This window comes from Rhizobium terricola, assembly GCF_012927355.1.
GTDB classification, from domain to species: domain Bacteria; phylum Pseudomonadota; class Alphaproteobacteria; order Rhizobiales; family Rhizobiaceae; genus Allorhizobium; species Allorhizobium terricola.
Genome location: NZ_JABBGK010000002.1, coordinates 1,021,194 through 1,038,961 on the forward strand (window position 1 = coordinate 1,021,194; position 17,768 = coordinate 1,038,961).

The window sequence follows — 17,768 nt, forward strand, 5'->3', positions numbered from 1 at the left end:
TCGTGCTCAGGCGATCCGGCTTTGCGTCTTCGGATCGAAGAAGACCGCCTTGTCGAGATTGAAGGCAAGCTTGGCCGTCTGGCCGGCAGCGATGCGGGCATCGGCCCTGAGCCGGGCGACGACTTCCTTGCCGCCGAGCTTGGTGACGGCAAATGTGTCGGAGCCGGCGGGTTCCACCACCTCGATCAGGCACTCTCCCTCGACCAGGGTCCGCGCATTGCGGTCGGAACCATCCGGGTCCGTCAGCGCCTCCGGGCGGATGCCGAACACCACGTCGCGGCCGGCATGGGCGGCGAGCGCCGCCTTGTCCGTCGCAAGCGGCAAGGACAGTGGCGTGCTGCCCGGGCGGTCGAGCGTGATGGCGAGGCCGCCTGACCCGTTCTCGACCCTGGCCGTCAGCAGGTTCATCGCGGGCGAGCCCATGAAATCGGCGACGAACATGTTGGCAGGGTTGTTGTAGATTTCGGCCGGCGAGCCGAACTGCTGCAGCACGCCATCCTTCAGCACCGCGATCTTGGTGGCGAGCGTCATTGCCTCGATCTGGTCGTGGGTCACGTAGACAATCGTGGTCTTCATGCGGTTGTGGAGCCGCTTGATCTCGGTGCGCATGTCGACGCGCAACTTCGCGTCGAGGTTGGAGAGCGGCTCGTCGAACAGGAAGACCTGCGGGTTGCGCACCAGCGCCCGGCCCATCGCGACGCGCTGGCGCTGGCCGCCGGACAGTTGGCTCGGCTTGCGATCGAGAAGGTGGCCGATCTGGAGCATCTCGGCGACACCGGCGATCGCCCGGTCACGTTCATCCTTCGGCACGCCGCGGATTTCCATGCCGAAGGCGATGTTCCCGGCCACCGTCATGTTCGGATAGAGCGCGTAGGACTGGAACACCATGGCGATGTCGCGCTTGGACGGCGGCAGGCCGGCGACGTTGCGGCCATTGATGGAGATTTCGCCGGACGTGATCGGCTCCAGCCCGGCGATCGTGTTGAGCAGGGTGGACTTGCCGCAACCGGAAGGGCCGACCAGAACCAGAAAGCCGCCTTCCTCGATCTCGAGATTGATGTCCTTCAGGATTTCGAGGGCGCCGTAGGATTTGCGAAGGTGTGAGATCTTGAGAAACGACATGGGCCTTATCCTTTCACTGCGCCGGACATCAGGCCACGCACGAAGTAACGGCCGGAGACGATGTAGACGATGAGGGTGGGCAGGGCGGCGAGGATCGCGCCCGCGAAGTGGACATTATATTCCTTGACGCCGGTCGAGGACGACACGAGGTTGTTGAGCGCAACCGTCATCGGCGTCGACGATGCGCCGGAGAACGAAGCCCCGAACAGGAAGTCGTTCCAGATGTTGGTGAACTGCCAGATGACGGAGACGACGATGATCGGCCCGGAGGACGGCAGGAGAATGCGGTAGAATATCTGGAAGAAGCTCGCGCCGTCGATCTGCGCCGCCCGCACCAGTTCGGTGGGGAAGTTCTCATAGTAATTGCGGAAATAGAGCGTCGTGAAGCCGAGGCCGTAGACCACGTGCACCAGGATCAGGCCCCAGATCGAGCCGGCCAGTCCCAGCAAGCCCAGAATGCGCGCCATCGGGATCAGCACGATCTGGAAGGGAATGAAGCAGGACAAGAGCAGCAGGCCGAAGAAGACGTTCGAACCGGGGAAGCGCCACTTCGTCAGCACATAGCCGTTGAGGGCACCGATGATCGTCGAGATCGCAACGGCGGGGATAACCATCAGGATCGAATTGATGAAGAACGGTTTCAGCCCGGTCGGCTGGACGCCGATCTGCGCGGTCGACCATGCCGAGAGCCAGGGCTCGACGGTCCATACCTTCGGCAGGTTCAGCATGCCGCCCTGGCGGATCTCTTCCAGGGGCTTCAGGGAGTTCACCACCATCACGTAGAGCGGCAGCAGATAGTAGACGGCGAAGAGGATCAGCGCCGAGTAGATAAGCGCGCGGACCAGGCGGCCGTGGGAGATGACATTGTCGGGGCTCGACGCACTCATTAGCGTTTTCCTCCGCGGATCTCGGAATAGAGGTAGGGCACGATGATCGAGAAGATCATGATCAGCATGATGATTGCGGACGATGCGCCGATGCCCATCTGGTTGCGGGTGAAGGTGTAGGAATACATGAAGGTGGCCGGGACTTCGGTCGCCTGTCCCGGCCCGCCGCCCGTCAGTGCCACGACGAGGTCGTAGGCCTTGATGGCGAGATGGGCGAGCACGACGAAGGCAGACAGGAAGACCGGGCGCATCAGCGGGATGATGATGCGGCGATAGACGGTGGCGGTGGATGCGCCGTCGATCTGCGCGGCCTTGATGATCTCGTTGTCAACGCCGCGCAGGCCGGCGAGGAACATCGCCATGACGAAGCCGGAGGACTGCCAGACGGCTGCGATCACGACACAATAGATGGCGTAGTTGCGGTCCTTGATCCAGTCGAAGGCGAAGCTTTCCCAGCCCCAGAGGTGCATGGTATTCTCGAGCCCGATGCCCGGATCGAGGAACCATTTCCAGGCCGTTCCGGTGACGATGAACGACAGTGCCATCGGATAGAGATAGATCGGTCGGAGCAGCCCCTCGGCGCGGATCTTCTGGTCGAGCAGGATGGCAAGCGCCAATCCGAGAACCGAGCAGATGACGATGTAGAGCGAAGCGAAAATGCCGAGATTGGTCAGCGCCCGCCACCAGTGCGGCAGGTTCCAGAGCTTGGCATAGTTGGCGAACCCGACGAAGTTGTAGGAGGGCAGCATCTTGCTGTCGGTCATCGACAGGAACCCCGTATAGGCGATGAAGCCGTAAACGAAGACGAGCACGATGAGGAAACTGGGTGCCAGCACGAGCTTTGGCAAAAGCTCCTGCAGCCGGCTGCGACTGTCCATGGTCGGTACCACCGTTTTCTTGTGTATTTTCAATTTTCTGGCGAGGGGTGACGCCCCTCATCCGCCTGCCGGCACCTTCTCCCCGCGAGCGGGGAGAAGGCAGATGCGGCACCGCGTTGGCCGTCCCCTCTCCCCGTGTGCGGGGGTCCGAAGGACGGGTCGAGACACGCGGCTCGACCCCGGTCGGGTCAGGGTGAGGGGCAGACACCCCCGCCCGTGGCTTTACTTTGCGCCCTCGACAGCCGCCGCCAGTTCCTTGACGGCTTCGTCGGAGTTGAGTTCGCCGTTGAACGCGCGGGTGACCACGTCGTAGATGGCGTTCTTCACGGCTGCCGGATTGGCATGGCCATGGGCCATGGAACCGAAGAGCGTGCCGCTGGTATTGGCCTCCGCCAGGTCCTTGATCGCCTTCTTGCCGCAATCGTCGAAGGCTTCGTCGGAAACATCCGTACGCGCCGGTGCCGAGCCCTTGACGACGTTGAAGGCCGACTGGAAGGCCGGGCTCTCGATGGCGGAAGCCATCTGCAGCTGGGCCGGGACCTTGTCGTCCGAAACCTTGAACATGGCGAACTGGTCGGAGTTGAAGGTTACCGAGCCCTGCGTTCCGGGGAAGCGCATGCACACGAAGTCGGAGCCCGGCTTCTTGCCGGCCTTGATGAACTCGCCCTTGGCCCAGTCGCCCATGAACTGCACGCCGGCCTTGCCCTCGATGACCATGGCGGACGCGAGGTTCCAGTCGCGGCCGGAGAAGTTGTCGTCGACATAGGTGCGGAGCTTCGCCATGCGGTCGAAGGCTTCCTTCATCTTGTCGCCGGAAAGCGCCGCCGGATCGAGATCGATGAAGGCCTGCTTGTAGAAGTCGTTACCGAGCGACAGCACGACGGCGTCAAAGATCGTCGCGTCCTGCCACGGCTGGCCGCCATGGGCGACCGGGGTGATGCCCTGGGCCTTGAAGTTGTCGAGCAGAGCGACCAGCTCGTCCCAGTTCGTCGGCTCCTTGCCGCCGGCCTTTTCGAGGGCCGCCTTGTTGATCCACAGCCAGTTGGTCGAGTGAACGTTGACCGGCGCGGCGATCCAATGACCGTCATACTTCGAGAACTGCTGCAGGGCGGTCGGGATCACCTTGTCCCAGCCTTCCTTGGCGGCGATGTCGTCGAGATTGCCGAGCGCGCCTTCCTTGGCCCAGTCGAGAATGTCGAAGCCGAGCATCTGAACCGCGGTCGGCGCGTTGCCGGCGGTGACGCGGGCGCGCAGAACGGTCATGGCTTCGGTGCCGCCGCCGCCTGCGACCGGCATGTCGGTCCAGGAAATTCCCTTGCCTTCGAGGTCCTTCTTCAGGACGTCGAGCGCGGCAGCTTCGCCGCCGGACGTCCACCAGTGCAGCACTTCAACGTTCTCGGCGGCCTGGGCGAGGCCGGCCATCATCGTCAGCGTTACAGCAGTCGTAGTCAAAAACTTGCGCATCGTATTCCTCCCGTTTGCAAGTCGTGCCGGCGGAACTCCTCCCCGCCGTTTGGGTGGGTCCGCTGCTCCTCGCATCGGCCCCGGTATTTCACGCGGTCTCCCACCGCGAGGGTATTAAAGAATTCATAATTTGACCAAGGTCAAGAACGTCGACACATATTTTTAAATCGATTGAAGCATATGTATTCCGGGCTTCTTTTCATCGCGGCATCCACCATCCGGTGCGGGCGCCGATATGCATGTTGAGCGTCTTGGTCTCGGTGTAGTCCTCGACGGCATGGCGGCCGAGTTCCCGACCAAGGCCCGACTGGCGATAGCCCCCGAAGGGCAGTTCGGCCGCGCCATCCATGAAGGTGTTCATCCAGACCGTACCCGCCCGCACCTTGCGACCGACGGTCAGGCAGGTGTCGAAATCACGGCTCCAGACACCAGCGGACAGGCCGTAGTCGATGGCATTGGCGATGCGGATCGCCTCTTCCGTTGTTTCGAAGGTCAGCACCGACAGGACGGGACCGAAGACTTCCTCGCGGGCGACCGCCATGTCCGGGGTGACCTTGTCGAGGATGGTGGGGGCCATGAACTGGCCCATGCCGAAATCGATCGCCGAACCGCCATAGGCGATATTGGCGCCACCGGCCGCTGCGCCCGATACATAGCCGGAGATCTTTTCGAGATGCTGCGGCGTGATGATCGCGCCGACCTGTGTCGTGGGATCAAGCGGATCACCGACCTTCACCGCACTCGACAGCTGGGCGACACGGGCGACCACATCGTCGGCTATACTCTTGTGCAGGATCAGCCGCGAGCCGGCATTGCAGCATTCGCCGGCATTGAACCAGGCACCGAAGACCGCCGCATCGACGAATTCGTCGATGTTGGCATCGGGGAAAACGATCTGTGGATTCTTGCCGCCGAGTTCCAGTGACACCTTCTTGAGGGTCTGGGCGGCGTTCGCCATCGTCAACTTGCCAACGCCCGTGGAGCCAGTGAACGAGATCATGTCGACCGCCGGATGCGTCGTCATCGGCGCTCCGACCTCCGGGCCAGTGCCGACCAGGATATTGACGACGCCGGCGGGCACGCCCGCCTCGATCAGGATCTCGCCGAGAACCAGCGTCGAACCGGAGGTCAGTTCCGACGGCTTGACGACGCAGGTGCAGCCGGCGGCAAGCGCGAACGGCAGCTTCTGGCTGACGATCAGGAAGGGGAAGTTCCAGGGCGTGATGATCGAGACGACACCGATCGCTTCCCGCAGCACGACGCCAAGGGTGCCGTCGCCAAGCGTATTGTAGCTCTCGCCATGCAGGTCGCGGGCCAGCGCCGCAGCATAGCGCCAGATGTCGGCTGCACCGCCGATTTCACCCTTGACCTGGGTGATCGGCTTGCCGGCCTCGACTGCGTCGAGATAGGAGATTTCGTCGAGGCGTTCTTCGATCAGCGTGGCCGCCTTCAGCAGAATCCCGGACCGCTCGGAGGCCGTCATGCGCGGCCATGCTCCCTCGTCGAAAGCCTTGCGGGCAGCGCGAATGGCACGCTCGGCATCTGCCGCGCCGGCCTGCTGGTAGCGGCTGACGACCACACCGTGTCCGGGCGCCACGCGCTCCAGCGTGCGACCTTCGGCACCGCCGACCCATTCACCGTCGATCAGCATGGAGAATTCGCGAACCGTCGTATCTTCGATCTTCCGCGGCGTTACGAGTACCGGCATTACCATTCTCCCTTGAATTCGGCGGTGCGCTTTTCCCTGAAGGCGGACACGCCCTCCCTCAGGTCGCCGGTCTTGGCGACCAGGATCGAACCCAGTGCCTCGACGGCTGCGCCATTGTCCTCGCCGCTGGCGATGGACAGCATGAGTTTCGAGATTTCGACGGCCGCTGGACCGCGCTGGGCGATCCGCGCGGCATAGTCCCGCGCGGCCTTGAGCACTTCACCGGTCTCCACGACGAGATCGACCAGGCCGTTGGCGCGCGCCTCTTCGGCTACGAACATTTCGCCACCCAGCACCATACGCCGGACGATCTGCGCGCCGAACCGGCGAACCAACCGCTGCGTGCCAGACCAGCCCGGCACCATGCCGAGCGAGGTTTCCGGCAGACCGATCTTCGCCTGACGCTCGGCAATGCGGATGTCGGCCGCCCCGGCAAGCTCCAGCCCGCCGCCCAGGGCATGGCCATTCATCGCGGCGATCACCGGCATCCGGAGCGTCGCCAGCCGATCGAAGATGCGGTGGCCGTAGCGGACCCACTGGTGGCCGAACTCGGCAGCCTGCATGCCGCCCCAGGCGGCGATGTCGCCACCGGCGGAGAAGGCCTTGCCCTCTCCGGTCAGGATGACAACGCGAACGGCGCTGTCGGCTTCGACCCGGTCGAGAACGATCGAAAGCTCGGCCAGCATGTCGAGATCGAGCGCGTTCAGCTTGTCGGCGCGCGAAAGCGTGATAGTGGCAATCGAAGCCTCGACGGCAAGACGGATGCGGGTCTCAGCCATGGGACACCTCCAGCACCCGCCTTGGCTTTTGCGGAAGCGTCAGGCCGATCGGCACATCGCGGAACAGCTCGTGATCCATGCCCTTGAGATCCGGTGAGATGATCAGCGGAAATTCCGACTGGGCGAGGATCTGGCTTTCAAGATCGATGCCCGGCGCGATTTCGGTGAGCATGATGCCGTCCGGCGTCAGCTTCATGACGCATCGTTCGGTCACATAGGTGATGTCCTGACCCTGCTCCACGGCGCGGCGGCCAGAGAAGGTGACGTGCTCGACCTCGTTGACCAGCTTCTTCAGCTTGCCTTCCTTTTCGACGACCAGACGGCCATCCTCGATGGAAAGCTTTGCCCCCGCGTTGAACATGCCGGAGAAGACGATCTTTTTGGCACGGGCCGTGATGTCGACGAAGCCGCCGGCACCGGCCGTCACATGCGGGCGGAAGGCGAGCTTGGAGACGTTGACCGAGCCGTCGCGGCCGATCTCGAGGAAGGAGAGCAGCGAGGCGTCGAAGCCGCCGCCCTGGAAATAGGTGAACTGATACGGCGACGGCATGTAGCCGTCCGCGTTCGACGCGCAGCCGAAGGCAAAATCGAGAAGCGGCACGCCGCCGACGGCGCCCTGTTCGATCACCCAGGTGACTGCGCCATGCAGGCCCTCTTCGAGCAGGATGCGCGGTACGTTGGCGGAAATGCCGAAGCCGAGATTGACGCAGCTGCCGGCCTCCAGTTCCTGCGCCACGCGGCGGGCGATCACCTTCTGGATGCCGAATTCCGGCAGGTGGAAACTGTCGAGCGGCCGGAAGATCTCGCCCGAGATCGCCGGGTCGTAGAGCGTCTGGGTCGTCTGCTTCTGGTCGGGGTCGACGATGAGATAGTCGACGAGCATGCCGGGCACGCGGACGTCGTGCGGCTTCAGCGAGCCGTCCTTGGTCATGCGCTTCACCTGGGCAATGACGATGCCGCCGTTGTTGCGGGCGGCCAGCGCCTGGTCGAGCCCGCCGAGATAGGCGCCCTCATGCTCATAGGTGAGATTGCCGCGCTCGTCGGCAGTGGTGGCGCGGATGATGGCGACCTGCGGCACGATGGCCCGGAAATAGAGCCATTCCTCTCCCTCGAACGCGATCTTCCTGACGACCGGCTCGGCCGCAGCGGAGGCGTTCATCGCGCAGCCCTGCCGGTCCGGATCGACGAAGGTTTCCAGACCGACCTTGGTGATGACGCCCGGCCGTTTGGCAGCCGCCTCGCGGTGCATGTCGAAGAGGATGCCGGAGGGAATGTTGTAGGCGGGGATCTCGTTGCCCGTGACCATCTGCCAGATGAGCGGTGGTTCGGAGGTCGAGGGTCCCGACGGATAGGAGCCGCCGATGATGCGCGCGAGCAGTCCTTTACGGGCGATATGGTCGATGCCCTTGATACCGCTCATGTCGCCGGCTGCGATCGGATGCAGCGTGGTCAAACCCCGCGGGTGGCCGGTCGCCTCGAAGCGTTCACCGATCGCCTTCAGCATCAGGTCGGGGCAGCCCAGACCGCTCGACGACGAGACGGAAACAATGGCTCCGTCGGGAATGAGAGCGGCGGCTTCGGCCGGGGTGATCAGCTTGCTCATGTCTTCTTCAAAGTCCGGTTTCAATCTTGACGGCGGCGCCTTCTGTGGCCGACCGCACGACAGCGAGGCCGGTCGCCAGCGACCACAGGCCGTCCTCGCCGGTGGCCGATGGGTTTCCATTGCCTGCGATCGCCGCATGGAAGTTGGCTATCGCGCGTTCGTAGAGATCTTGCTGATCGAGCGGCAGCTCCTGCTCGCCGTCCGCATTGCGCAGAATGACGGTGCCCACGGGACGCTGGGTCATCACGTTGCGGGCGATCAGCGAGCCCTCGGTGCCATGCACTTCGAAGCCGGTTTCGGCGAATTTCGCCGTGAAGGCATCGTGGAACTGGGCGATCAGGCCCGAACGGAAGCGCATCACACCCATCACGCCGTCTTCGAGACCCGACTGCCCCATCCCGGCCGACTGGCTGAACGCCGTCACCTCGACCGGATCGTCATGGAGGACGAAACGCAGGGTATCGGCGTCGTGCACGGTGATGTCGAGGATCACACCGCCGCCGGCATCGGGCCGTTCGAGGCGCCAGCCCTGCAGGTGCGGCGGCAGATAGACGGCGTGAAAGACACGCGCCGCCAGCGGCCGGCCGATCTTACCTTCGGCAATTGCGGCACGCATCGCGCGATGGCTGGCGGCATTGCGCAGGTGATGGTTGGTTGCGAGGACGACACCGGCCTTTGCGGCCTCGGCGATCATGCCGCGCGCGTCACCGAGCGACAGCGCCAGCGGCTTTTCGCAGAGAACATGCTTGCCGGCCCGTGCGGCGGCAATCGCCTGATCGCGATGCAGTTCGTTCGTCGTCGAGATGTAAACCGCATCGATGCCCGGATCGGCAACGAGTTCGTCGAGCGTCAGCGCAACCCGCGCGATGCCGTTCTCGGCGGCATAGGCTCGGCCACGCTCGGCATTGCTGCTCATGACCGAAACGACCTCGCCACCATTGGCGCGGATCGCCTTGATCACCCATTCGCGCGCGATCGTGCTTGCGCCGATCAAGCCCCAGCGGACCATGTCATCCTCCTCCCGGGCAGACCGGACCGGCCGCCCCGACTTTTCAATTCCTCACAGCGCGGCGGCAGCCGCACCCTCCATTGCCAGGCCACCAAGATGGGCCTCTCCCAGGGCACCACTTGCACCGCAGCTCTTGCGAACGACCAGATGCGCCGGGCTGACCACCGCCTCCGGCTCGACCTTTCCGGCATTGATCTGCTTGAGGAGCAGTTGCGCCGCGCGGCGGCCCATGCCCTGTGGATCGATGGCGACCGTGGTCAACGCCGGAACCGCGGTCTTCGCCTCGATCACGTCGTCGAAGCCCACCACGGCGAAATCGGCGCCTGGCTCCATCCGGGCCTTGCGCAAGCCATCGCAGACGCCGAAGGCAACGGCATCGTTGAAGCACAGGGCCGCCGTCGGACGGTCCGCGAGCGCCATGCAGCGCTCGATCGCGACCATGCCGCCGATGCGGGATGGGGCCGATGCCATCACGAGATCATCACCGCAGGAGAGCTTCGCGGCACCGAGCGCCTCCCGATAGCCCGCCAGCCTCTCGGCATAGACAGTCGTATCGGGGAAACCGCCGAGGAAGGCGATGCGATGATGCCCGAGCGCGATCAGATGCTCGACCGCAGCCTTGGCGCCGGCGGCATTGTCCGAGAGCAGCGAGGAGACCCGCGCACCTGAGACATTGCGCACCACGGCAACCACCGGAATACCGGCGACAGCAAGCAGCTTCAGATCGGTGGCGGGCGTTCCACGGGCAGGCGAAATGATGAGGCCCGAAATGCCGTGCTCCCGCATCGAGGCAACGACCTCCCGCTGCCGATCGGGGTTTTCGGCCGAATTGGCGAGAAACTGCACATAGCCGGCAGCCTGGACAGTCATGTCGATGCCGACGGCAAGCTCGGCGAAGAAGCTGTTGGTCAGGTCGTTGACGACGACGCCGATGATCTTCGACTTGGCATTCGACTGGCGCAGATTGGCAGCGCCGCGATTGTAGACATAGCCAAGCTCGCGGATGGCCGCGTTGACCTTGGCCCGCGTGCCTTCATTGACCAACGGGCTGCCCTGAAGAACAAGAGACACGGTCGATTTCGACACGCCGGCAGCGCGTGCGATATCGACAACCGTCACCCTTTCTCCCATTGGCGCATCCTCCCGACTTCTGATCTTTCCGGACTCATAATTGGAACGATCCAAATCTGTCAAGCCAAAAATGGAGAGCATTAAATGAACGCGGTTCCCAACTCGAAACCGCCATCGGCGACTGCTCCAGCGCTTCACATCCAGAATTTATCCATGTTTTGCGCACAAAAGAGATCTTTTCCGTCCCCCCACACTGCTGACGCCGGGCGAAAAATGCTCTCACCCAAAGCTTGCCATTTGGAACGATCTAAATTATTGAGCAGTCAAACCATGGAGGAGGATGCCATGACCCACGCCATCACGCTGCCAAAGGTGGACGGCACGATCGAGGCCTATCGCTTGATCGGTACGCCGGTCGGCCGGCCCGACCGACCGCCACGCTTCAACCGCATCGCCTATGCCGCCGCCCATGTCGTCTCGGATCCGTTGCGCGACAGCGATCCCTGGGGCTCGCCCGCCATCGACTGGGAACGCACGATGGCCTTCCGGCACCATCTCTGGGGGCTCGGTTTCAAGATCGCCGAAGCGATGGACACCTCCCAGCGTGGCATGGGGCTCGATTGGGCCGGCGCGCAGGAACTGATCCGCCGTTCGCTCGCCGAAGCGCGGCACGTGCCGGGTGCCGACCTCGCCTGTGGCGCGGGCACCGATCATCTGCCAGCCGCAGATGCACGCTCGCTGGACGATGTGGTTCGCGCCTACGAAACACAAATGGCGTTCGTCGAAGCCCATGGCGGGCGCACCATCATGATGGCCAGCCGCGCGTTGGCGCGCGTGGCGCGGTCCGCAGACGACTACCGCACCGTCTATCGCCGCATTCTCTCGCAGGCGAAGGATAAAGTCATCCTGCACTGGCTCGGCAGCATGTTCGACCCGCAACTCGCCGGCTATTGGGGCAGCGACGATTTCGACAAGGCGCTGGAGACGGTCCTGTCGATCATCGCGGAGAACAGCGACAAGGTGGAAGGCATCAAGATCTCCCTCTTGGACAACACGAAGGAGATTGCCCTGCGCAGGCGCCTGCCGCCGGGGGTGCTCTGCTATACCGGTGACGATTTCAACTACGCCGACCTGATCGAGGACGGCCCCGACGGCTACAGCCACGCCCTGCTCGGCATCTTCGACGCCGTGGCTCCCCAGGCCTCGCTTGCGCTGGCAACACTCGCAGATGGCAGGCAAGACGAATTCCGCAAGGTTCTGGCGCCGACAGTGCCCCTGTCCCGCAAGATCTTCGAGACGCCTACGCAATACTACAAGGCGGGTGTCGTCTTCCTCGCCTGGCTGAACGGTCACCAGAACCACTTTACGATGCCTGCCGGCATGCAATCCGCGCGCGGAATCCTGCACTACTGCGATGTCTTCCGCCTCGCCGACCAGGCAAACGTTCTCGATCAGCCCGAGCTTGCCCTGTCACGCATGGAAAGCTTCGTCGCCGTCAACGGCGGGCGCTGAACCACTCGCCCCGTCTTGCCGTATTGCTTCAGGTAGCGAAAAGGCAAGACGGGGTTCTGATGACCAACGACAACACATCGGTCGACAACGAGACGACGGCACCTTCGCGGGTCGCCTGGGTTACCGGGGCAAGTTCCGGCATCGGCCGGGCTCTCGCCTTGCGTCTTGCGCGAGACGGCTGGAACGTCGCCGCAAGCGCCCGCAGCACCGTCGAGCTCAATCGGCTCTGTGCCGAGGCACCAGACCGTATCGTCAGCTTCCCGCTCGACGTCACCGACAGGACAGCCGTCCACGAAACGGTCAACGAAATCACCACTCGATTGGGTCCGGTCGCACTCGCTGTCTTCGCGGCAGGAACCTATGCGCGGGACTACGCGTCCGACTTCGACGCCGCACGTCTGAAAACGATGGTCGACCTCAACCTGATCGGCACCGCGTATTGCCTGGAAGCGGTCATGCCGGCCATGATCGCCCGCAGAACTGGACAGATCGCGGTCGTTGCCTCGGTGTCCGGATATGTCGGCCTACCCGGTGCGGCGAGCTATGGAGCGACGAAGGCCGCGCTCAACGTGATGTGCGAGGCACTTCATCCGGAACTGGCAGAAAAGAGCGTTTGCCTGTCGATCGTCAATCCGGGTTTCGTCGATACGCCGCTGACCCGGAAGAACGATTTTCCGATGCCCTTCCTCATTTCATCCGAAGCGGCTGCGGATGCCATCGCCAAGGGCCTCGCGACAAACCGCTACGAGATCGTCTTTCCCCGCAGGATGGCTGTCGCGATGAAGATACTCCACGCACTGCCGGCGAGGCTCCGGTTCAAGCTGACGCGGCGAATGCTGAGATCCCCCGATTGACGAGCTATTCGGGGTTGTCGAGCCGGACCTGAACCACATCGATCCGACCCGTGCGAAAGCCGACGGCACAATAGTGGAGATAGAAACGCCACAGCCGATAGAATCGGCGATCAAAGCCGAGGGCCTCGATCTTCGGCCAATTCGCGACGAAAGCGTGGTCCCACGCAACCAGTGTCCGGTCATAATCGCGGCCGAAGGCCAGCAGCGAACCGATGGCCAGACCCGCCTTTCGAGCTCCGTCCTTGAACGCCGCCACAGAGGGGAGCATCCCGCCTGGGAAGATGTAGGTCTGGATGAAGTCGGCCCGGCGTCGATAGGTTTCAAAGCGGTCTTCGTCGATTGTGATGGACTGCACCATGGCACTGCCGCCGGGCTTCAGGCGTTGACGCAGCGTCGCAAAATAGACCGGCCAGTTTTCCTCGCCGACTGCCTCGAACATCTCGATCGAGACGATCTTGTCGAAGCGGCCTTCACAGTGGCGGTAATCCTCCAGACGAATGTCCGCCCGGTCGGATAGACCTGCCCGTTCCAGACGATCCCGCGCATATTTCGCCTGCTCGACCGAAAGCGTCAGGCAGGTGAGGCGGCAACCGGTGGCGCGGATCGCATGCTCGGCAAATCCGCCCCAGCCGCAGCCGATCTCCAGCACATGGTCGTCCGGACCGATGTTCAGTTCTCTGACGATCCGCGCATACTTTGCCTCCTGCGCGTCCGACAGGCCTTGTCCGGGCGTCTCATAGAGGGCCGAGGAATAGGTCATCGTCCGATCGAGCCAGAGCGCATAGAAACTGTTGCCCAGATCGTAGTGGAACGCGATGTTGCGGCGGCTGCCTTTCACCGTGTTGCGTCTAAGCGTGTGACGAATGCGGGCGACAGCGCCGGTGATCAGGTTGGGGGCCATCAGGCGCGAAAACCGGTCTTCATTGGCAACCGCCAGCTCGAGCACCGCACCGATGTCGGGGCTATCGACGTCGCCATCGATCACCGCGCCGGCAAAGCCCAAGGTGCCGCCCATCATGATCCGCAGCAGCGCACGGGGACGTCTTATCGTCAACACGGCTGTCGGACCCGTTTCGACGCCGGTCGCAACATGCTCGAAGCCGTTCTCAAACTGCAGGACCAGCCGTCCCCTGCGGAGCCTGTCCGCCCAACGGCACAGCATTCTCTGCCACACGGGGCGCGCAGGCGCGAGGCCGGAGGTTTCCTGTTCGGCGTGGCTCATGGTTTCTCCATTTCATTCTGCAGGACAACCGTGCTGGCGACCGGTATCGCCGCCGGCGTATGGCGGTAGATCGGCGTGCGCTTCAACCAAAGCAGCAAGGCTTCCCAGTGGATTCCGACGACCACCTTCATCGTCATCAGCGGATAGGTCAGCAGCATGCGCAGCAGCGCCGCATCGGAAATCTCGCGACGCTCCCCGACAAAGGACGCAAAGAGCAGGGCCCCTTCGTCATCACTCTCACCTATGTTGATCGCCACAGCCTCGCCCGGCGGCTTGATGTTGAACCGGTAGGTGCAATTCATCGGCACGAAGGGAGACACATACATCCTCTTGGCACATTCGTGCCGGACGGAACGGCCATCGCCTTCGACCGGAATCACATAGGTATGTCGCTCCCCGAAGGTGTTGCAGACCTCGTAGAGAATGGCGACCATCGCTCCGTCGCCCCGGCTGCAGAAATAGACGGTTAGCGGATTGAAGACGAAACCGAAGATGCGGGGATAGCACAGCATTGTGACCCGCAGGTCCGGCTCGGCGATGCCGGCATCGGCAAGATGTCCCGCCACCCAGCTCTTCAGCCCTTCCCGCCTTCCGTCGCCATGATCTGCATCATGGACGGAAAAGACGGCTCGTCGGTTGTGGCCGAACAGTCTTAGGCTCCTGCCTAGCAGCGGCAGCTCATCGAGATCCACCAACAGCGAAAAGACGCTGTAGCGCAGCCGATGGCGTTTCGGCCGGTGCCGGACATGAAGGACATGACCCGTGTAGAGGGCGGAGGCGAAGCTCATTCGACCGCCTCGTGTGCCCGGACATGGGCGATCCGTCCGGATTCGTCCGCGACCGTCCACGGACGGCGCACACCGCCAAGCGCCTCGGCCACCGCAAGGCCGGCCTGAAGACCGTCCTCGTGGAAACCGCTTCCGAAATAGGCCCCGCAGAACCAGGTGTTGCGTCGGCCCTGAAGCGACCAGAGACGACGCTGCGCGGCAATGGCCTTGAGGTCGAACAAGGGATGCGTGTAGTCGAACACGCTGATGATCTTCTTCTCGTCGAGTGCCCGGCACGGATTGAGCGTGACGAACAGCGGCGCGGCAGGATCAAGCGACTGCAGATGGTTCATCCAGTAGGTTACGCAAAGCGCGCTTTTTCCCGAGCGATCCGCATCCGCTATGTAATTCCAGCTCGACCAGACTTTCCGACGCTTCGGCATCAGGCCGACATCGGAATGAAGAACGGCAACGTTGGGCGTATAATCGAACGCGCCCAGCGCCTCCCGCTCACCGTTGTCTGCATCGGAAAGCAACCGCAGCGCCTGATCGGCGTGGGCGGCAATCACGACATCGTCGAAACGATCCGCATGGCCGGCCGCATCAACGACCTCGACGCCGATGGCGAGACGACGGACCGAGATGACCGCGCTTTCGAGCCGCACCTCACCGCGAAAATCGGCGAGCAGACGCTTCACATATTCGCGGCTTCCGCCGGCGACAGTGCGCCAGCGCGGGCGATCCTTGAGTTGCAGGAGGCCGTGGTTGGCAAAGAACCGGATGAAGGCATGCAGCGGATAAAGTCGCATTTCGGACGCCGTGGTCGACCAGATCGCCGCACCCATCGGCAGAAGATGGTCTTCGACGAATGAGGCGCCGTAGCCACTCCGGGCCAGATAGTCGCCAAGACTTACCGCCTCGAGTTCGGGGCGCCCGAGCAGTTCCGGCGCTTCCTTGTAGAAGCGCAGAATGTCGGAAACCATGCGCCAGAAGCGTGGACGGACCGCATTGATTGGCTGACCCAGAAGTCCGCCCAGACCTGAACCGGAATACTCGAAGCGTCCACCATCGAGGGACGCGGAAAAGGACATGGACGACGGCAGTGTCGGAACGGAGAGATGATCGAAAAGGGCGACCAGGTTGGGGTAGTTGCGATCGTTGTAGACAATGAAGCCGGTGTCCACGGCGATGTCGCGCCCGGCCGTGCGGGCGATTACCGTATTGGCATGGCCTCCAGCGCGCGAATCGGCTTCGAAGAGCACGACATCGGCGCTGCGGCTCAGGAGCCATGCGGCAGACAGCCCGGATATACCCGATCCCACGACAGCGATCTTGCGCCTACCGTTGTGGCCCGAACTTCTAAAGCCGCTGTCCATCGATCTACCTCGCCTTGCTGTTCATTTCACAGCATTACGCAGACCGAAGCGAAACGGATCGATGCCCGGTGAATAAATTCCGGTCGAGTGATCCGCTGTGGAGTTTGCGCCGTAAAGGCGGTCATGACGACAGGATTTTCCATAGCGGCGGATGCATGCCACAATGAACGGGGGCAATTTGTGCGGCAGCCCCGTCCTTTGCCGCAGGTTCGTGGGAAAAAAACGGCATCCATGCAGGCCAGCGACGATGAAAGTTCACAAGGTAAACTCGCTCAGCTTCTGACCGCCGTAGGGCAGAAGAAGGACGTCGAAGCCTTCGAAGCACTGTTCCGCCATTACGGACCAAGGGTGCGGGCCTACATGGCGAAGCTCGCCCGAGATGGACAGGCATCCGAAGAACTGATGCAGGAGACCATGCTGGCGGTATGGAATAAAGCACACCAGTTCGACCCTGCACGGGGCAACGTTTCGAGCTGGATCTTCACCATCGCGCGAAATCTCAGGATCGACGCCTACCGAAAAACGAAGCGTCCGGCATTCGACCCGAACGACCCCGCGTTCGTTCCCGACGACGTGCCATCGGCCGACGTCGAGTTCGAACAACAGGAGGAAGCCGACCGGCTTCGGCGCGCCATGACGACGCTACCCGCGGAACAACTGGAGCTTTTGAAACTGTCCTTCTTCAATGAAGCATCCCATAGCGCCATAGCCGCAAAGCTCGGTCTGCCCATGGGTACCGTCAAGTCTCGCATCCGGCTTGCCTTCGCAAAGCTGCGCGCCGCGCTGGAGGACCGGTCATGACCATACAACATCACGTCAGCGACGAATTGTTGCTTGCCTATGCTTCCGGCAGCCTCGCGGAAGGCTGGAGCATTGCAGTTGCCACCCATCTCGCCCTTTGTCCGACCTGCCGGCGGCGCCTCGACTTCATGGAACATGCCGGCGGCGAAATGCTGGAAATGGCCTGTGACGAGGTGGTGGACGACACCAGCTGGAACGCCATGAAAGCAAGGATCGAGGCGACCGAAGCGGCCGACCCTGCGATAGACAGTACAAAGGCGCCGCCCAGGGCTGCATCATCGAAGGATGTGGTCATTCCCGAACCGTTGCGCTCCTATCTCGGCGGGGACCTGGCGGCCTTGAAATGGAAGGCACTGGGTCGCGGCGCCTACCACATTCCGATCGCGACCGCCGATGGCGAAAGCATGGTGCGACTGCTCAAGATTCCGGCGGGCAAGCCGGTTCCGGAGCATTCGCATGGCGGACGCGAACTGACGCTTGTCCTTAGGGGAAGTTTCCGTGACGGAGACGCCCTTTTCCGGCGCGGAGACCTGGAAGAGGCCGACGAGACCCTGCAGCATCAGCCCATCGCGACGCCCGACGAAGATTGCGTATGCCTGGCGGTCACGGACGCGCCCCTGAAATTCCGCAGTCGTCTGTTGCGCCTCATTCAGCCGATGCTCGGCATCTAAGCGGAGAGATCGATGCGCGACGTCTTGCACGCCAGGATCACATC

General features: G+C 62.9%; 16 protein-coding genes. 4 read left to right on the forward strand and 12 right to left on the reverse strand.

Annotated elements, in window-relative coordinates; all coding sequences use genetic code 11:
• Positions 1-6 precede the first annotated feature (6 nt).
• The 9 genes from HHL25_RS14790 to HHL25_RS14830 all read right to left on the reverse strand — a co-directional run bounded on the left by HHL25_RS14790 (position 7) and on the right by HHL25_RS14830 (position 10,581).
• Entirely contained in the window at positions 7-1,122 is a 1,116-nt protein-coding gene (locus tag HHL25_RS14790; protein ID WP_169592514.1) for an ABC transporter ATP-binding protein, read from the reverse strand.
• A 5-nt stretch (positions 1,123-1,127) separates the two neighbouring features.
• Positions 1,128-2,009, reverse strand: a complete 882-nt coding sequence (locus tag HHL25_RS14795; RefSeq protein ID WP_169592518.1) for a carbohydrate ABC transporter permease — start codon at positions 2,007-2,009, stop codon at positions 1,128-1,130.
• Entirely contained in the window at positions 2,009-2,887 is an 879-nt protein-coding gene (locus HHL25_RS14800) for a carbohydrate ABC transporter permease (RefSeq protein ID WP_169592522.1), read from the reverse strand. Before HHL25_RS14800 ends, HHL25_RS14795 begins: the two co-directional genes overlap by 1 nt.
• A 222-nt stretch (positions 2,888-3,109) precedes the next feature.
• Positions 3,110-4,351, reverse strand: a complete 1,242-nt coding sequence (locus HHL25_RS14805; RefSeq protein ID WP_169592526.1) for an ABC transporter substrate-binding protein — start codon at positions 4,349-4,351, stop codon at positions 3,110-3,112.
• A 199-nt stretch (positions 4,352-4,550) separates the two neighbouring features.
• The gene (locus HHL25_RS14810) at positions 4,551-6,059 is read right to left on the reverse strand and encodes an aldehyde dehydrogenase family protein (protein ID WP_169592529.1); all 1,509 of its coding nucleotides are present in this window, start codon (positions 6,057-6,059) and stop codon (positions 4,551-4,553) included.
• Positions 6,059-6,838, reverse strand: coding sequence for an enoyl-CoA hydratase/isomerase family protein (locus HHL25_RS14815; RefSeq protein ID WP_169592534.1), 780 nt, complete (start codon positions 6,836-6,838; stop codon positions 6,059-6,061). Before HHL25_RS14815 ends, HHL25_RS14810 begins: the two co-directional genes overlap by 1 nt.
• Positions 6,831-8,441 (reverse strand): acyl CoA:acetate/3-ketoacid CoA transferase, encoded by a 1,611-nt coding sequence (locus tag HHL25_RS14820; protein ID WP_169592538.1) that lies wholly within the window; start codon positions 8,439-8,441, stop codon positions 6,831-6,833. Before HHL25_RS14820 ends, HHL25_RS14815 begins: the two co-directional genes overlap by 8 nt.
• A gap of 7 nt (positions 8,442-8,448) precedes the next feature.
• Entirely contained in the window at positions 8,449-9,450 is a 1,002-nt protein-coding gene (locus tag HHL25_RS14825; protein ID WP_169592542.1) for a Gfo/Idh/MocA family protein, read from the reverse strand.
• Positions 9,451-9,501: 51 nt separating this feature from the next.
• Positions 9,502-10,581, reverse strand: coding sequence for a LacI family DNA-binding transcriptional regulator (locus tag HHL25_RS14830; RefSeq protein ID WP_169592545.1), 1,080 nt, complete (start codon positions 10,579-10,581; stop codon positions 9,502-9,504).
• 285 nt (positions 10,582-10,866) lie between these two features.
• On the opposite strand from HHL25_RS14830, the gene HHL25_RS14835 reads away from it, so the two are divergent.
• A complete protein-coding gene (locus HHL25_RS14835; protein WP_169592549.1) occupies positions 10,867-12,033 on the forward strand; it encodes a dihydrodipicolinate synthase family protein in 1,167 nt (388 codons plus the stop codon).
• A 59-nt stretch (positions 12,034-12,092) separates the two neighbouring features.
• Positions 12,093-12,887 (forward strand): SDR family NAD(P)-dependent oxidoreductase, encoded by a 795-nt coding sequence (locus HHL25_RS14840; RefSeq protein ID WP_169592553.1) that lies wholly within the window; start codon positions 12,093-12,095, stop codon positions 12,885-12,887.
• A gap of 4 nt (positions 12,888-12,891) precedes the next feature.
• Here the strand turns inward: HHL25_RS14840 and HHL25_RS14845 are convergent, their stop codons facing one another.
• From HHL25_RS14845 to HHL25_RS14855, 3 genes are read right to left on the reverse strand one after another with little or no spacing between them, the layout of a single operon-like run.
• Entirely contained in the window at positions 12,892-14,109 is a 1,218-nt protein-coding gene (locus HHL25_RS14845; protein ID WP_169592556.1) for an SAM-dependent methyltransferase, read from the reverse strand.
• A complete protein-coding gene (locus tag HHL25_RS14850; protein ID WP_169592561.1) occupies positions 14,106-14,897 on the reverse strand; it encodes a DUF1365 domain-containing protein in 792 nt (263 codons plus the stop codon). Before HHL25_RS14850 ends, HHL25_RS14845 begins: the two co-directional genes overlap by 4 nt.
• A complete protein-coding gene (locus tag HHL25_RS14855; RefSeq protein WP_169592565.1) occupies positions 14,894-16,252 on the reverse strand; it encodes an NAD(P)/FAD-dependent oxidoreductase in 1,359 nt (452 codons plus the stop codon). The genes HHL25_RS14850 and HHL25_RS14855 overlap by 4 nt, the downstream gene beginning before the upstream one ends.
• A gap of 231 nt (positions 16,253-16,483) precedes the next feature.
• On the opposite strand from HHL25_RS14855, the gene HHL25_RS14860 reads away from it, so the two are divergent.
• Positions 16,484-17,053, forward strand: coding sequence for a sigma-70 family RNA polymerase sigma factor (locus HHL25_RS14860; RefSeq protein WP_169592954.1), 570 nt, complete (start codon positions 16,484-16,486; stop codon positions 17,051-17,053).
• A complete protein-coding gene (locus tag HHL25_RS14865) occupies positions 17,050-17,724 on the forward strand; it encodes a ChrR family anti-sigma-E factor (protein WP_169592570.1) in 675 nt (224 codons plus the stop codon). Before HHL25_RS14860 ends, HHL25_RS14865 begins: the two co-directional genes overlap by 4 nt.
• Positions 17,725-17,768 lie beyond the last annotated feature (44 nt).

What these genes read in the sequence shown, in the direction of transcription:
- HHL25_RS14845 (WP_169592556.1), bottom strand. Translation starts at nt 14,109, where the DNA reads ATGAGCCACGCCGAACAGGAAACCTCCGGCCTCGCGCCTGCGCGCCCC.
- HHL25_RS14790 (WP_169592514.1), bottom strand. Translation starts at nt 1,122, where the DNA reads ATGTCGTTTCTCAAGATCTCACACCTTCGCAAATCCTACGGCGCCCTC.
- HHL25_RS14825 (WP_169592542.1), bottom strand. Translation starts at nt 9,450, where the DNA reads ATGGTCCGCTGGGGCTTGATCGGCGCAAGCACGATCGCGCGCGAATGG.
- HHL25_RS14855 (WP_169592565.1), bottom strand. Translation starts at nt 16,252, where the DNA reads ATGGACAGCGGCTTTAGAAGTTCGGGCCACAACGGTAGGCGCAAGATC.
- HHL25_RS14815 (WP_169592534.1), bottom strand. Translation starts at nt 6,838, where the DNA reads ATGGCTGAGACCCGCATCCGTCTTGCCGTCGAGGCTTCGATTGCCACT.
- HHL25_RS14860 (WP_169592954.1), top strand. Translation starts at nt 16,484, where the DNA reads ATGCAGGCCAGCGACGATGAAAGTTCACAAGGTAAACTCGCTCAGCTT.
- HHL25_RS14835 (WP_169592549.1), top strand. Translation starts at nt 10,867, where the DNA reads ATGACCCACGCCATCACGCTGCCAAAGGTGGACGGCACGATCGAGGCC.
- HHL25_RS14795 (WP_169592518.1), bottom strand. Translation starts at nt 2,009, where the DNA reads ATGAGTGCGTCGAGCCCCGACAATGTCATCTCCCACGGCCGCCTGGTC.
- HHL25_RS14800 (WP_169592522.1), bottom strand. Translation starts at nt 2,887, where the DNA reads ATGGACAGTCGCAGCCGGCTGCAGGAGCTTTTGCCAAAGCTCGTGCTG.
- HHL25_RS14830 (WP_169592545.1), bottom strand. Translation starts at nt 10,581, where the DNA reads ATGGGAGAAAGGGTGACGGTTGTCGATATCGCACGCGCTGCCGGCGTG.
- HHL25_RS14850 (WP_169592561.1), bottom strand. Translation starts at nt 14,897, where the DNA reads ATGAGCTTCGCCTCCGCCCTCTACACGGGTCATGTCCTTCATGTCCGG.
- HHL25_RS14810 (WP_169592529.1), bottom strand. Translation starts at nt 6,059, where the DNA reads ATGCCGGTACTCGTAACGCCGCGGAAGATCGAAGATACGACGGTTCGC.
- HHL25_RS14820 (WP_169592538.1), bottom strand. Translation starts at nt 8,441, where the DNA reads ATGAGCAAGCTGATCACCCCGGCCGAAGCCGCCGCTCTCATTCCCGAC.
- HHL25_RS14840 (WP_169592553.1), top strand. Translation starts at nt 12,093, where the DNA reads ATGACCAACGACAACACATCGGTCGACAACGAGACGACGGCACCTTCG.
- HHL25_RS14805 (WP_169592526.1), bottom strand. Translation starts at nt 4,351, where the DNA reads ATGCGCAAGTTTTTGACTACGACTGCTGTAACGCTGACGATGATGGCC.
- HHL25_RS14865 (WP_169592570.1), top strand. Translation starts at nt 17,050, where the DNA reads ATGACCATACAACATCACGTCAGCGACGAATTGTTGCTTGCCTATGCT.